Raw genomic sequence first — 13031 nt, 5'->3', positions numbered from 1 at the left:
GAGTAGCGGGCCCGGTTGCCGCGGTTGCCGCGGTAACCGGGCCTCTCTCGTGCACGGCACGCTCATGAAACGCGCCCTCCAGGCCCTCGGCCTTGTCCCCTTCACGGCATACGTGCTCGTGTTCCTCCTCATCCCGACCCTGCTCGCAGTCGTGAGCGGCTTCACCGGGCCGGATGGCTTCTCGCTGGCACATCTTGCGGTGCTCACCGCGCCTGAAACCCTCAGCGCATTTGGGGCGAGCATTTGGCTCAGCGCGCTCACCGCAGTCGTCGGCGCGGTGATCGGGGCGCTCCTGTGCTGGGCGCTTGCCGCGCTCCCAGAGAATGGCCCGCTTCGCCGCGTGATCGACGCTGCGAGTTCCGTGCTCGCCCAGTTTGGCGGCGTCATGCTCGCGTTCGCGTTCATCGCGACGATCGGCGCGCAAGGGTTCATCACCGCGCTGCTTCGCGAGCACCTCGCGGTCGACATCCACGCCGATGGGGTGTGGCTGTACGAGCTTCCCGGGCTCATCCTGCCCTACCTGTACTTTCAGGTTCCGCTCATGGTCATCACGTTTCTCCCAGCGGTCGTCGCGCTCAGGCCGGGCTGGGCGGAGGCAGTCGCGACGCTCGGCGGTTCGAGCGGCAGCTATTGGCGCCGCGTCGGCGCCCCGGTGCTCGCGCCGGCGTTTCTCGGTTCGCTGCTGCTGCTCTTTGCGAATGCGTTCTCCTCATACGCCACGGCCGCTGCACTCATCAGTCAGGGCTCCCAAATTGTTCCGTTGCGGATCAGGTCAGCGCTCATCAGTGAAACCGGCGGCTCGCTCGCCGCGAACGCCGGTGTGCTCGCGCTCGGCATGATCCTCGTGATGACCGTTGTGATGCTCGGCTACGGCAAGCTCATGGCTGTCGCGGCACGGTGGCAGCGATGAGCGGGCGGGTGCCGGGTAGACCCTCACCGGCGGTCGCGCGGCTCGTTGTCGCAGCGATCGGGGTCGTGTTTCTCGTGCCACTCGTTGCGATGCTCGAGTTCACCCTGCGCACGGTCGAAGGCGGCTACGGTCTCGGACACTGGGCGTCGCTCTTTGATCCCGAGAAGGAGCGCAGCTACCGGGTGCTGTTTACCGGCCTTCAGAACTCACTCGTGCTCGCGGTGATCACCCTCGCGATTGTGTTGCTCCTGTTCTTCCCGACCGTTGTGCTCGTGCATCTGCGGTATCCGCGTCTGCACCGCGCGCTCGACCTCGTCACGGTCCTACCGATCGCGATCCCTGCGATCGTGCTTGTCGTCGGCTTTGCCCCCATCTACCGCGGGATTGGTCAGGCGGTCGGGTCGGGCGAGTGGACGCTCGCGCTGGCCTACGGCGTGCTCGTGCTCCCGTTTGCCTACCGCGCGATCGTCGCAGACCTCACCGGGATGGACGCGAAGGTCCGCGCGGAAGCCGCACGGTCGCTCGGCGCATCGTGGCCGACGGTGCTGCTCCGGGTGATCGCGCCAGGGGTGCGCCGCGGCCTCCTCGCTGCCTCGCTCATCACGATCGCGATCGTGCTCGGTGAGTTCACGGTGTCATCGCTTTTGAATCGCACGACGCTGCAGACCGCGCTGCTGCAGATCTCCCAGTCGGACCCGTTTGTCGCCGTCGCCGTTTCGCTTCTGTCACTCATCGGCGCGTTTGTGCTGCTCCTCATCGTGAGCGCGACGAACGCCGCTCCCAAGCGCCGTGGCACCCGCCGCGGCACCGCTTCAACGAAGGAGGCCTCACGTGGCCGCTAGCCCCGTACTCGCAGGTTCGCCAGTCACCCTCCAGGGCGTCACAAAGTCGTACGGCGCAACGACCGTGCTGCGCGACTTCAGCCTTGAGCTCGCCGCTGGCGAGCTCGTCTGCTTGCTCGGCCCGTCTGGGTGCGGGAAGACGACGGCGCTCCGCTGTGTTGCTGGCCTCGAGCAGGTCTCTGGGGGGCGTGTGCTGCTCGGCGCCGAGGATGTTACGGATGTGCCGGTGAACCGCCGCGACATCGGGATGGTCTTCCAGCAGTATTCACTTTTTCCGCATCTCTCCGTCACGAAGAATGTCGAGTTTGGGTTGCACATGCGCCGGGTGGATCGCAGCGAGCGTACGCGGCGGGCCTCGGAGATGCTCGAGGTTGTCGGCCTCGGCCACCTCGCCGACCGGTTCCCGCACGAGTTGTCCGGCGGCCAGCAGCAGCGTGTGGCGCTCGCTCGCGCACTGGTGACGCGGCCGCAGGCGCTGCTGCTGGACGAGCCGCTCTCGGCGCTCGACGCGAAGGTCAGAGTGCGGCTGCGTGAGCAGATCCGCGCGATCCAAACGGAGCTTGGCATCAGCACGATCTTTGTGACTCACGACCAGGAGGAGGCCCTCGCGATCTCCGACAGGGTCGCGGTCATGGAGGGAGGCAGGATCGCTCAGCTCGGCACGCCCGAGGAACTCTACCGGCGCCCGGCTTCGCCGTTCATCGCTGACTTCGTCGGCCTATCGAATCGGGTGGACGGTGTGCTCGACTCGCACCCGGACGGCAGGGTCGTGCGCGTGCACGGCGTCGCGATCCCCGCGCTTGCCGCCAGTGACCTGACGGCCGAGGCCGCCGCGGTCACGGCTTACGTGCGGCCGGAGCACGTGCGGCTCACCGCGGCGCACGCTGGCACAGCGACCGCTGAGCAGCCGGGAATCCTTGCGGGCGCCGTCGTGGTCTCGAGTGGTTTCCTCGGGTCGATCAGACGGACAATTGTGCAGCTTGCTGATGGCACGACGCTCGCGTCGCAGCACGGCGCCGAGGCGGTGTTTGTGCCTGGCGAGCGGGTGTCGGTGGCGTTCACCGCCGAGCCGGTCGCGGTCGCCGCCCGCGAGATTCGCCGCTAGCGGCGGGTCGCAAAGAAGTCGGCGAGGAGCGCAGCGCATTCGGCTGCGCGCACTCCAGCGACGACCTCGGGGACCGGGTGCGGGAGGCGGCCGTCGCGCAACAGATCGTAGACGCTGCCGACCGCCCCCGCTTTTTCGTCCCACGCGCCGAAGATCACGCGGGGTAGCCGAGCTGCGAGGATGACGCCAGCGCACATGACACAGGGCTCGAGCGTCACGACGAGCGTACATCCATCGAGGAAGCGGTCATTGCGCAGCCGAGCTGCCTCGCGGATCGCGACGATCTCAGCGTGTCCCGTCGGATCCGCACTCGTTTCCCTGGCATTTCTTCCCGTCGAGATCACCCCACCGTCTGGGCCGAGCACGACCGCGCCGACGGGGATCTCACCCTCTTCGAAGGCGCGCTGCGCCTCCGCCATGGCGATCGCCAAAGCGCGAAGCTCGTCTGGTGATGGAGGGATGGTGCTCACGGCAATAGAATAGGCGTATGCGAGTCTTCGTGGCAGATCACCCACTGATCACACACAAACTGACGGTGCTGCGCGACGTGAAGACGCCGCAGCCGACCTTCCGCCTCCTGGTTGAGGAGCTCATGACGCTCCTGGCCTACGAGGCGACACGGGAGGTGCGCGTCGACCCCATCGAGATTCAGACGCCTGTGGCAAAGACCACGGGTGTGCGCCTGAGCGAACCGCTGCCGCTGATCGTGCCGATCCTGCGCGCTGGTCTCGGCATGCTCGAGGGCATGGTGACGCTCGTTCCCACCGCCGAGGTAGGGTTCCTCGGCATGGTCCGCGACGAGGAAACACTTGAGCCGACGACCTACGCTGAGCGCCTCCCCGAGTCGCTCGCAGGGCGGCAGTGCTTCGTGCTCGACCCGATGCTCGCGACCGGTGGTTCGCTCGCCGCGGCGATCGATTTCCTGTTTGCGCGCGGCGCAGACGACATCACCGCGATCTGTATCTTGGGCACGCCGGAGGGCGTCGAACTGATGCAGAAGGCTGCGGGAGACCGCAACGTCACGCTCGTTCTCGGAGCGCTCGACGAGGGTCTCGACGAGAACGCGTACATCGTCCCTGGTCTCGGCGACGCTGGCGACCGGCTGTACGGCACGGCCTAACCTTTCGGCAGGCCGCACCGCACGGTGCGGAGCGGCTACGCGCCTGCTGCGGTGAGCGCCGCGACCTCGTCTTCGCTGAGATCGAGCGTCACTGAGGCGAGGAGCGCAGGCAGCTGCGCTGTTGTGCGCGCGCTGGCAATGGGCGCGCCAATGGTCGGCTGCAGGCGCAGCCAAGCAAGCGACACGGTCGCGACCTCGACGCCGTGCGCCTCGGCAATGGTGTCAAGCGCTGCGAGCACGCGGCGCCCGCGATCGTCGAGGTAGTCCAGCGCCTGGCCGGCGCGCGGGCTCGCGTCGGCGGCGCCGGCCGCCGCCTCGTCACGGTACTTTCCTGCGAGGAACCCCTTCGCGAGACCGAAGTAGGGGAACACCGAGAGGTTTTCCGCCGCCGCGACAGCCTGGAGGCCGTTCGTTTCGAAGTCTCGTTCGAGCAGGTTGTAGTGGGGCTGCAGCGCCACCGGCAGGTGGTAGCCGCCCTCGCGCGCGATGCGGAACCACTCTGCGACGCGCTCGGCGCTGTAGTTCGAGACGCCGACGGCGCGGATCTTTCCGGCGTCGACGAGCTCGGAGAACACCGCGACGGTCTCCTCGAGCGGGGTCTCTGCGTCGTCGAAGTGTGCGTAGTAGAGATCGATGTGCTCGGCCTGGAGGCGAGCTAGCGAGGCGTCAGCTGCCGCGCGGACGTTCACGGCCGAGAGCCCGGCAAACTGCGGGTGCGTGGATACCTTTGTGGCAATGGTGATCCCGTCGCGGGCGCCGCGGGCTGTCAGCCATTCGCCGATGATCGTCTCGGACTCTCCACCAGAGTTCCCAGGGACCCACGCCGAGTAGCCATCGGCGGTGTCGACAAAGTTGCCGCCACCTGCGACGAAAGCGTCGAGCACGTCGAATGATGCGTCGCGGTCGGCCGTCCATCCGAATACATTTGCCCCGAGTGAGAGTGGCGCGACTGCCAGCTCAGAGTTACCAATACGTATGCTCTTCGTCATGTATCTCCTTCGTCGGCGGTGCCTGTGTGCACCGCTTTCGACGCTACACGTCACCGCTGAGATTTTCGCGCCATGTTTCAAGTGCTACAGGATCGTCCGTGATGACGAGGTCGATTCCCTGCGAGCGCGCCTGTCGCCACTGCTGCTCCGTGTTGAGTGTGTAGACCATCGTCCCGATCCCCAGCACCCGTGCGGCCTCGACCAGCCCAAGGTCCGCCTCGAACACCTTGCTCCTCGCGCCGATCGCGGAGACGTTGAGCGCGGCTGCGGTATCGAGCGTTGGCTGGTCCCACTCGCGCGTGAGCATCACCCGCGCGTACTCGGGGGCCAGCACTGCGAGCCGCTCGAGGTTTTCGAGTTCGAACGATTCGAAGGCGACCCGGTCGACCAGGTACCGTGCCCGCAGCATGTCGACGGCCCCCGCGACCTGCTCGTCGCTCCAGGATCCCTTGAGCTCGATGAGTGCGCGACTATTCGTCGGCGCGAGCTCATCGAGAAACTCCTCGAGCGTTGGGATCGGCTCCCCCGCGAAGTCCCGCCCAAACCAGGACCCTGCGTCGAGCGCACGCAGCTGCTCGAGCGAGTGCGCAGACACCGGCCCCGCCCCTGTTGTGGTGCGGTCGAGGGTCGGGTCGTGCATGAGTACCGGCACTCCGTCGGCGGTGAGGTGCAGATCGGCCTCAACAAAATCGACGCCCTGCTCGAATGCGAGGCGCATCGCGGCAAGCGTGTTCTCCGGCGCGAGTGCGGCTGCCCCGCGGTGCGAGATGATGCCGAACGTTTCGCTGCGGTGGAGCGCGCCGTGGAGTTGCAGGGCGCTCGCGCTCGCGGTGAACGGGTTGGAGCCAAGGGCTGCGGTGAGCGCGAGCACAAACACCCCTGACAGGAGCGGGGTGCGCCACCCGAATGCGCGTTCAGGCGCCGGGGTTGTGCGCAGTTTTCGGTGGATCACTGGTGCTCCTCACGCCGCGCAGCGTCACGCGGTGCACCCACCCTACCGGAGTCCGTTACCGTTTTGTGATGAATATTCGGTGATCGGTTCGGTCGGCTGCGCGGGGCGCCCGGCCACCCCATGTGATGTTCCGGGCACCCCAGCTCGACCTATCCGGCCGGCAGCAGCACGAGCTCCTCGCCGTCCGGGGCGACGCCGATCCGGGCGACGTCGCCGTCGCGAATCTCGCCGCCGAGGATGCCGCGCGCGAGCCTGTCGTCGATCTCCCGCTGCATGAGCCTGCGCAGCGGCCTCGCCCCGTACACGGGGTCGTAGCCGCGCTGTGCAAGCCAGGCCCTGGCCTCGGGAGTAACCGCGAGCGTGAGCCTGCGCTCAGCAAGCCGGGCCTGGAGCCGATCGATCGAGATCTCGACAATCTGGCCGAGCGCCTCGACCGAGAGCGGGTGGAAGATGACGATCTCGTCGAGCCGGTTCACGAACTCGGGCTTGAACGCGCGGCGCACCGTCTCGTGCACGGCGTCAACCTTGGCGGCCCACGCCATGTCGGGGTCGACGAGGTACTGGCTGCCGAGGTTCGAGGTGAGGATGAGGATCGTGTTGCGGAAGTCCACGGTGCGCCCCTGACCGTCGGTGAGTCGGCCGTCGTCGAGCACCTGCAGCAGCACGTCGAACACCTCGGGGTGGGCCTTCTCGACCTCGTCGAGCAGCACGACCGAGTAGGGGCGCCTGCGCACGGCCTCCGTGAGCTGTCCGCCCTGCTCGTAGCCGACGTACCCTGGAGGGGCACCGACGAGCCTGGACACCGAGTGCTTCTCGCCGTACTCGCTCATGTCGATGCGCACCATCGCGTGCTCATCATCGAAGAGGAACTCGGCGAGCGCTTTCGCGAGCTCCGTCTTTCCAACGCCGGTCGGGCCGAGGAAGAGGAACGAGCCTGTGGGGCGGTTCGGATCCGCGATCCCTGCGCGCGTGCGCCGCACTGCGTCGGCGACGGCTTCAGCAGCCTCCTGCTGCCCAACGACGCGCTTCGCAAGCTCGCGCTCGAGCGCGAGCAGCTTCTCGGTCTCCCCCTGCATGAGGCGGCCGACGGGGATCCCGGTCCACGCGGCGACCACGCCGGCGATGTCCTCGTCGGTGACCTGCTCGTTCACCATGCGCGGCTCGCCGTCTGGGCCGGTGGTGCCCTGCAGCTCAGCGTTCTCGGCCTCGGCGAGCTCCTTCTCGATGACGGGGATCTCACCGTACAGCAGCTTCGAGGCGCGCTCGAGGTTGCCCTCGCGCTGCGCGCGCTCGGCGTCCATGCGCTTCTGGTCGAGCTTCTCGCGGAGCGCGCCGACACGGTTCAGGGTCGCGCGCTCCTTCTCCCAGCGCTCCTCGAGGCCTGCGAGCTCGGTCTGCTTCTCGGCGAGATCCTCGCGGAGCTTCGCGAGGCGCTCCTTCGAGGCCTCGTCCTTTTCCTTCTTCAGTGCGAGCTCTTCGAGCTTGAGCCTGTCGACCGCGCGACGCAGCTCGTCGATTTCGAGCGGCGCGGAATCGATCTCCATGCGCAGCCTGCTCGCGGCCTCGTCGATCAGGTCGATCGCCTTATCTGGGAGCTGGCGGGCGGTGATGTAGCGGTTCGACAGCGAGGCGGCTGCGACGAGCGCGGAGTCTGCGATCGTGACCTTGTGGTGCGCCTCGTAGCGCTCCTTGAGGCCGCGGAGGATCGCGACCGTGTCCTCGACCGAGGGCTCGCCAACGTAGACCTGCTGGAAGCGCCGCTCGAGCGCCGCATCCTTCTCGATGTACTCGCGGTACTCGTCGAGCGTCGTCGCCCCGATGAGGCGCAGCTCGCCGCGCGCGAGCATGGGCTTGAGCATCTGCGAGGCCGCGACCGAGGACTCACCGCCGCCCGCACCCATGAGCGTGTGCAGCTCATCGATGAAGGTGATGATCTTGCCGTCGGATTCCTTGATCTCGGCGAGCACAGCCTTCATGCGCTCCTCGAACTCGCCGCGGTACTTCGCGCCGGCGATGAGCGCGGAGATATCGAGCGAGATGAGCTCCTTACCCTTGAGCGACTCGGCCACGTCGCCCGCGACGATGCGCTGTGCGAGCCCCTCGACGACGGCGGTCTTACCAACGCCTGGCTCACCAATGAGCACGGGATTGTTCTTCGTGCGCCTGGTGAGCACCTGGCTCACGCGTCGGATCTCGCTGTCGCGCCCGATCACGGGATCGAGTTTGCCCGAGCGGGCTACCTCGGTGAGGTTCACGCCGAACTGCTCGAGCGCACTTTCCTTGCCTTCTTCTGCGGCCGGCTGCCAGTTTGCCTGCATGATGTCCTTTCGTGATGAGCGGGCTGTGCGACTCGTGTGCTTCTCACCCGGAATCGCAAACTTGAGTGGATATGACTCAAGTTTAGAACGAAACCGCAAATCCCGCCAGTCCCAACCGCCAAGCCGCAGCGGGTGGCGGGCCCCAATTATTCGAGATGCCTGAGGTACCGCTCTGGCGCTGCCATGAAGCGCCGCCAGCTGTCGACCATCTCAAGATCGTCGTAGGTGCTGCGGCGCATCCCCCACGACCCGAGCTCATAAATATCGGCACCCGGCACCGCCGCGAGGATCGGGGAGTGCGTCGAGAGGATGACCTGCGCCCCACTTTCGGCGATCGCCACCATGTGCGCGAGCAGCCCAAGTGAGCTCGTGAACGACAGCGCAGACTCTGGCTCGTCGAATACCCAGAGGCCCGGCATCGATGCGCGCGCCTGCACGAACTCAAGGAACGACTCACCATGACTCTGGAAGTTATGCAGGCCCCGCGGGCCACCGTCCTCCATCTCGATGGCGTGGAGATAACCGAAATGCCCATGCATCGTCTCTGCCCGAAGAAACACGCCCTTCCGCGATGACCCGGCACCGCGGGCGAGCTGCAGGTGCTCGTTGAGCGGGGACTCGCTCACGACCGTCGAGTGGCGCGCATTGTGGGTTCCGCCCTCCGGGTTCAACCCGTATGCAGCGGCAATCGCCTCGACAATGGTGGACTTGCCCGCACCGTTCTCCCCGACGAGCACCGTGAGCGCACCAAACGTCAAGCCCTCGTCCAGCAGCTGCTTCACCGCCGGGATTTGAGCGAACCAGACGCCCCGATCCGCAGGCGCATTCGCCGACTCCTCCACCCACCGCAGCGGGAGCGTATTCAGCAGCATGTGCACCCTTTCCCCACGGACACCCGGCCCGCACCCCTTGAATCATCAGATGAATCGATCTAGCCTGAGATGAACCTACCCGCTTGCACCGACACTGGGCCTCCCCCTCCCCCGGGATTGCTCCAGTTTCACCGCTCGCGCGCCTCACCGCAACACCACAGCACCCACCGCTTCACGCACCCGAGCCCCACTCCCAGCCGCAGAGCCCACTGAGCGAAAAGAGCCCCAATGGTGTCGACCAACATCAGCGCAGACCACGCGACGACCGGCCTTGTGACCGCCGAAGTCAGCCGCGCCGAGCGGATCTCGCAGAGCTTCGTCCGGGTCACGGTCACCGGCGACGCGCTCGCCGACTGGCGCCACCTCGGGTTCGACCAGTGGCTGCGGCTTGCGCTCCCCATCGCCGAGGGCACCCGCTTCGACCAGCTCTCCGACCGCTTCGACACGAAGGGCTACCTCCGCTACCTCACGCTCCCGAAGGCGACGCGGCCCGTGATCCGCAGCCTCACCGTGCGCAACTTCCGCCCCGAGCAGCGCGAGCTCGATATTGACTTCGTGGCACACGGCGCTGAGGGCTTCGCCGGCCCCTGGGCCGCGTCGCTTCCCGTCGGCGCGACAGTCGGGCTGATCGACCAGGGCTGCGGTTTTGCAGCGCAGAACGCTCGGCACGTCCGCATCGCCGGAGAGGAGACCGCTCTGCCGGCAGTGCTCGGAGTACTTCGGGACCTCCCCGCCGACACGACAGGCGACGCCATCATCGAAATCTCAGACCCCTCCGACCGGCAGCCCGTCGCTGCCCCGAGCGGCGTGCGCGTGCACTGGATAACCCGGGCAGCGACCTCACGGCCAGGGGCGGAGGCGCTCGCCGCGTTGCGCTCTCTTGGCTCAGAAGGCCTCGATGACCCTGGATTCCAAGCGTTCATCATCGGCGAGCAACACCTCGCGAGCGGCGGGCGCAAACACCTCGTGAACGAGCTCTCGGTACCGAAGGCTCAGGTAAAGTTCTGCGGCTACTGGCGCAAACGCTGAAGCGCCGCTGCTGCCCGACCACCGCGGCGCCGAGTTCCTCGCTGCTCGCGGCCCACCGCGCGAGCAGCAGTGCGCGCAGCCGCGACACCAGCCAAGGCGAACAGGTCTAGGCTGAAACGGTGACCGATACGAACACAGCCAAGCACCCAGTCGCCTTCGCCTCAGACAACTGGGCCGGGATTCACCCGGAGGTGCTCGCCGCCATCGCTGCTGCGAACGTCGGCCACACCGTCGCATACGGCGGGGACCAGTGGACGCTCAAGTTCCAAGCGACGGCGAAGCGACTCTTCGGCGACGAAGCAGAAGCATTCCCCGTGTTTAACGGCTCCGGGGCAAACGTCCTCGCACTACAGGCCGCGCTGCCACGCTGGGGTGCGGTCATTAGCGCCGCGACGGCGCACGTCAACACCGACGAGGCAGGCGCGCCCGAAAAGACCGGCGGGCTCAAACTGCTCGCTGTGCCGACAGCAGACGGCAAGCTCACCCCAGAACTCGTTGACCGCGAGGCGTGGGGCTGGGGCAGCAAACACCGCGCGCAGCCGCTCGCAGTCACTATTTCCCAAAGCTCTGAGCTTGGCACCTGCTACACCCCAGCGGAGATACGTGAGCTCGCGGACCACGCCCACGAGCGTGACATGCTGCTCCACGTTGATGGCTCCCGTCTTGGCGCGGCTGCCGCTCACCTGCAGACCAGCCTCGCAGCGGTGTCGAGCGACGCCGGGGCGGATCTGCTGAGCCTCGGAGGCACGAAGAGCGGTGCGCTCGCAGCGGAGGCCGTGATCGTATTGCGGCCAGATGCAACGCCGGGAATGGAATACCTGCGCAAGATCAACCTGCAGCTCGCTTCGAAAATGCGCTTTGCTTCGGCGCAGCTGGAGGCCCTCTACGGAGGCGACCTGTGGCTCCGATCCGCATCGCACGCAAACGCGATGGCCGCCAGGCTCGCCGCCGGGATCGATAAGGCCGCAAACCCCGATGTGCGGATCGCGTTTCCCGTGCAGTCAAACGCGGTCTTCGTTGAGCTTCCGGACGAAGTTGCGCAGCGCGCCCAGGCTCGCTTCGCGTTCGGCGCGTGGCCGAGTCGGGCCGGACTGTACCGGCTCATGTGCGCCTTCGACACGAGCCAGGAAGACGTTGACGAGCTCCTCGCCCTGATCACTGCGTAGCCTGACGCAGCAGCCCCGCCCAGCGGCGCAAGGCGCGTGAGGCGACCCCCGGGACGCCAAGGGCTCAGATGCCGCCAAACGCGAGCCTCGCGGCGATGACGAGCATGATGACCGCCACGACACCGTCGAGGATCTGCCACGAGCGCGGCGTCGCAAAGAACCTCGTGAGCGCGCGAGCGCCGTAACCGAGCACAAAGAACCACGCGATGCTCGCGATGGCACCACCCGCGGCAAACCACCAGCGCCCAGGGTCTCCCTGGGCGTTGCCGATCGACCCCATGAGGACCATCGTGTCGAGGTAGACGTGCGGGTTGAGGTAGGTGATCGCGAGGCACGCGAGCACGACGCTCTTCAGCGAGCGCGGCTCCCCGCCCTCGGCGGCGACGAGCGCCTCCGGTCTCGCCGCACGCCGCGCGGCTGTCCACGCATACCAGACGAGGAACGCAACGCCGCCCCAGCGCACGACCTCAAGCAGCACGGGCGCGCGCTCGATCACGAGGCCGATGCCCGCGACGCCGAGTGTCTCCAGCAGGGCGTCGGTGAGGCCGCAGATGAGCACGACGGGCAGCACATGCTCGCGTCGAATCCCCTGCCGGAGTACAAAGGCGTTCTGTGCGCCGATCGCGACGATCAGGGAGAGGCCGCTGCCGAGGCCGACAAGAAAGGGAAGGATCACGGAGACGACGCTACGGCGTCAGCGACACTCGCCGCTACTACAGCCACACGAAACTTTCTCACGGAGCATTAGCTGTGCTTAATATGGGGTGTGGATCTCCCCCTCGAACACCTCAGAACATTTGCCGCCGTCGTCGACGAGGGTTCCCTCGAGGGCGCAGCGCGGCTCCTCCACGTCTCACCCTCCGCGGTGAGCCAGCGGCTTCGGAACATGGAGGAGCGAACCGGCTCCGTGCTGCTCATGCGCAGTCGCCCGGTCGCGGTCACCGCGACAGGAGCAGCCGTGCTCAGGGCGGCGAGGCAGATCGCGCAGGTCGTCGAGGACGTCTCAGCAGAGCTCGATCAGGGCAGCGCGCGCGGCTCGCTCGTGCGGCTCGTGATCAACGCGGATTCGCTCGCGACGTGGTTCGTACCCGCGCTCGCCCGCGCGGCCGCTGAGACCGGCGCGCGATTCGAGGTGCTCAGGGCAGACGAGACAGTCTCGACCGAGCGCCTCCGCAGCGGCGACGCGATGGCGGCCCTCACCGCGACCCCCGAGCCAGTCCCGGGCTGCGTCTCGACCCGTATCGGGGTGGATCGTTATCACCCGGTCGCCTCCCCCGCGCTCTACCGCCAGCACTTCGCCGACGGGGTGACGCCGGAGCTCCTCGCCGCTGCTCCGCGCATCGATTTCGACAGGCACGACATGTTTCAGGATCGCTTCCTCCGCGAGTACGCGGGTGTATCCGAGCAGCCGAGCATTCCGCCGCGGCACTTCGTCCCCTCGTCCGCGGAGTTCGTGACGGCCATCGAGCTCGGCATGGGCTGGGGCATGGTGCCGGCGCTGCAGTGCGCCGCGCCGCTCGCCTCCGGCACCCTCGTCGAGGTGCTGCCAGAGCGATCGCTCGCACTCCCGCTCTACTGGCAGCGATGGAATCTGCACTCACCCGTGCTCGACACGCTCACGGAGATCATCACGGCAGCTGCCAGGGATGCGCTCGACTTCAGCTAGCTGGAATACGCAGCCCGGATCGGGCGTTCAATCCACTTGGCAGGGCGAACGCCCCCTTTTCG

At 67.1% G+C, this 13031-nt stretch carries 13 protein-coding genes; 7 read left to right on the top strand and 6 right to left on the bottom strand.

Going from position 1 to position 13031, the window contains the following annotated elements:
- Window positions 1–64 precede the first annotated feature (64 nt).
- From SD72_RS10850 to SD72_RS10840, 3 genes are read left to right on the top strand one after another with little or no spacing between them, the layout of a single operon-like run.
- Window positions 65–910, top strand: coding sequence for an ABC transporter permease (locus SD72_RS10850; RefSeq protein ID WP_042544472.1), 846 nt, complete (start codon window positions 65–67; stop codon window positions 908–910).
- Window positions 907–1752: an ABC transporter permease gene (locus tag SD72_RS10845; protein ID WP_042544516.1), complete on the top strand. Its 846-nt coding sequence runs from the start codon at window positions 907–909 to the stop codon at window positions 1750–1752. The genes SD72_RS10850 and SD72_RS10845 overlap by 4 nt, the downstream gene beginning before the upstream one ends.
- Complete coding sequence (locus SD72_RS10840) at window positions 1742–2857, top strand: ABC transporter ATP-binding protein (RefSeq protein ID WP_157000547.1); 1116 nt, start codon at window positions 1742–1744, stop codon at window positions 2855–2857. Before SD72_RS10845 ends, SD72_RS10840 begins: the two co-directional genes overlap by 11 nt.
- Here SD72_RS10840 and SD72_RS10835 read toward each other — a convergent pair.
- Window positions 2854–3288, bottom strand: coding sequence for a nucleoside deaminase (locus SD72_RS10835; RefSeq protein WP_084767148.1), 435 nt, complete (start codon window positions 3286–3288; stop codon window positions 2854–2856). The two genes, SD72_RS10840 and SD72_RS10835, sit on opposite strands and share 4 nt — an antisense overlap.
- A 56-nt stretch (window positions 3289–3344) precedes the next feature.
- Between SD72_RS10835 and upp the strand changes: the two genes are divergently transcribed.
- Window positions 3345–3977, top strand: coding sequence for a uracil phosphoribosyltransferase (gene upp, locus SD72_RS10830; protein WP_042544469.1), 633 nt, complete (start codon window positions 3345–3347; stop codon window positions 3975–3977).
- Between the two features lie 35 nt (window positions 3978–4012).
- On the opposite strand, the gene SD72_RS10825 is transcribed toward upp, so the two are convergent.
- From SD72_RS10825 to SD72_RS10810, 4 genes are all read right to left on the bottom strand, one after another.
- A complete protein-coding gene (locus SD72_RS10825; RefSeq protein ID WP_042544468.1) occupies window positions 4013–4966 on the bottom strand; it encodes an aldo/keto reductase in 954 nt (317 codons plus the stop codon).
- Between the two features lie 43 nt (window positions 4967–5009).
- A complete protein-coding gene (locus tag SD72_RS10820) occupies window positions 5010–5918 on the bottom strand; it encodes a glycerophosphodiester phosphodiesterase (protein WP_052492615.1) in 909 nt (302 codons plus the stop codon).
- A gap of 149 nt (window positions 5919–6067) precedes the next feature.
- Complete coding sequence (locus SD72_RS10815; RefSeq protein ID WP_084767146.1) at window positions 6068–8236, bottom strand: ATP-dependent Clp protease ATP-binding subunit; 2169 nt, start codon at window positions 8234–8236, stop codon at window positions 6068–6070.
- A gap of 146 nt (window positions 8237–8382) precedes the next feature.
- A complete protein-coding gene (locus SD72_RS10810; protein WP_042544467.1) occupies window positions 8383–9108 on the bottom strand; it encodes an AAA family ATPase in 726 nt (241 codons plus the stop codon).
- A 228-nt stretch (window positions 9109–9336) separates the two neighbouring features.
- On the opposite strand from SD72_RS10810, the gene SD72_RS10805 reads away from it, so the two are divergent.
- Together SD72_RS10805 and SD72_RS10800 are read left to right on the top strand one after the other, a co-directional pair.
- The gene (locus tag SD72_RS10805; RefSeq protein ID WP_042544466.1) at window positions 9337–10137 is read left to right on the top strand and encodes a siderophore-interacting protein; all 801 of its coding nucleotides are present in this window, start codon (window positions 9337–9339) and stop codon (window positions 10135–10137) included.
- A 119-nt stretch (window positions 10138–10256) separates the two neighbouring features.
- Window positions 10257–11303: a threonine aldolase family protein gene (locus SD72_RS10800; protein WP_042544465.1), complete on the top strand. Its 1047-nt coding sequence runs from the start codon at window positions 10257–10259 to the stop codon at window positions 11301–11303.
- A 64-nt stretch (window positions 11304–11367) separates the two neighbouring features.
- Here SD72_RS10800 and lysE read toward each other — a convergent pair whose 3' ends face one another.
- Window positions 11368–11979, bottom strand: a complete 612-nt coding sequence (lysE, locus tag SD72_RS10795) for an L-lysine exporter (RefSeq protein WP_042544464.1) — start codon at window positions 11977–11979, stop codon at window positions 11368–11370.
- 90 nt (window positions 11980–12069) lie between these two features.
- On the opposite strand from lysE, the gene SD72_RS10790 reads away from it, so the two are divergent.
- Window positions 12070–12969 carry a LysR family transcriptional regulator ArgP gene (locus tag SD72_RS10790; RefSeq protein WP_042544463.1) on the top strand — a complete coding sequence of 300 codons (900 nt, stop codon included), beginning with the start codon at window positions 12070–12072 and terminating at the stop codon, window positions 12967–12969.
- The last annotated feature ends 62 nt before the right edge of the window (window positions 12970–13031 follow it).

Origin of the sequence: Leucobacter komagatae, assembly GCF_000834055.1 — a bacterium.
GTDB lineage: Bacteria > Actinomycetota > Actinomycetes > Actinomycetales > Microbacteriaceae > Leucobacter > Leucobacter komagatae_A.
The sequence above is the reverse complement of the archived record's forward strand: the minus strand, read 5'-3'. Positions and strand labels throughout refer to the sequence as shown.

Bases quoted from the DNA above. Each gene is read 5' to 3' on its own strand.
- SD72_RS10850 (WP_042544472.1), top strand. From the start codon at position 65: ATGAAACGCGCCCTCCAGGCCCTCGGCCTTGTCCCCTTCACGGCATAC.
- SD72_RS10845 (WP_042544516.1), top strand. From the start codon at position 907: ATGAGCGGGCGGGTGCCGGGTAGACCCTCACCGGCGGTCGCGCGGCTC.
- upp (WP_042544469.1), top strand. From the start codon at position 3,345: ATGCGAGTCTTCGTGGCAGATCACCCACTGATCACACACAAACTGACG.
- SD72_RS10825 (WP_042544468.1), bottom strand. From the start codon at position 4,966: ATGACGAAGAGCATACGTATTGGTAACTCTGAGCTGGCAGTCGCGCCA.
- SD72_RS10815 (WP_084767146.1), bottom strand. From the start codon at position 8,236: ATGCAGGCAAACTGGCAGCCGGCCGCAGAAGAAGGCAAGGAAAGTGCG.
- SD72_RS10810 (WP_042544467.1), bottom strand. From the start codon at position 9,108: ATGCTGCTGAATACGCTCCCGCTGCGGTGGGTGGAGGAGTCGGCGAAT.
- SD72_RS10805 (WP_042544466.1), top strand. From the start codon at position 9,337: ATGGTGTCGACCAACATCAGCGCAGACCACGCGACGACCGGCCTTGTG.